A 780-nucleotide genomic window follows, 5' to 3' on the forward strand; every position below is an offset into this window, starting at 1 on the left:
GTTCCAGCTGGCCATGAGGAAGTCGAAGTTGAAGGCGGTGTGCAGGCCGCCGGGGCGGACGTAGGCGGCGAGGCGTTCGGGGGTGTCGGCCCAGGCTTCGGCGACGAAGGCACGCTCGCCGTCGAACTCGTCGGCGATCTTGCGCCAGGTGCGGTAGATGTCGTGGACCTCGTCGCGGTCCCAGTGCGGGTGCTGGACGTACTGCGGGTGCTGCCCGTCCGCCGGGGTGTCGGTCCCGGCCGGCAGGTCGGGCAGTTCGGGGTCCTTGGCGAGTCCGTGGGCGACGTCGATGCGGAAGCCGTCGACGCCCCGGTCGAACCAGAACCGCAGGATGGACTCGAATTCGGCGTGGACGTCGGGGTGTTGCCAGTTGAGGTCGGGCTGTTCGGGGGCGTACAGGTGGAGGTACCAGTCGCCGTCGGGCAGGCGGGTCCAGGCCGGGCCGCCGAAGCAGGAGACCCAGTTGTTGGGCGGGGCGGCGCCGTCGGGGCCGCGGCCGGGCCGGAAGACGTAACGCTCACGCTCCGGGGTGCCGGGGCCGGCGGCCAGTGCCGCCTGGAACCAGACGTGCTCGTCGGAGGTGTGGTTGGGCACGATGTCGGGGATGATCCGGATCCCGTGCTGGTGGGCTTCGGCGATGAGCTGCTCGGCGTCGGCGACGGTGCCGAACAGCGGGTCGATGGCGCGGAAGTCGGCCACGTCATAGCCGCCGTCCGCCATCGGCGACTTGTACCAGGGGTTGATCCACAGGGCGTCCACGCCGAGCGACTTCAGGTAGGG

1 protein-coding gene is annotated in these 780 nt (G+C 70.8%); it reads right to left on the reverse strand.

What is annotated here, in order from left to right:
- The coding region (locus I8N67_RS41790) for an alpha-amylase family glycosyl hydrolase (protein WP_267912908.1) at nt 1-780 on the reverse strand (780 nt) is incomplete at both ends.

The organism is Streptomyces adelaidensis, from assembly GCF_016598475.1.
In the GTDB taxonomy this organism is placed as follows: domain Bacteria; phylum Actinomycetota; class Actinomycetes; order Streptomycetales; family Streptomycetaceae; genus Streptomyces; species Streptomyces adelaidensis.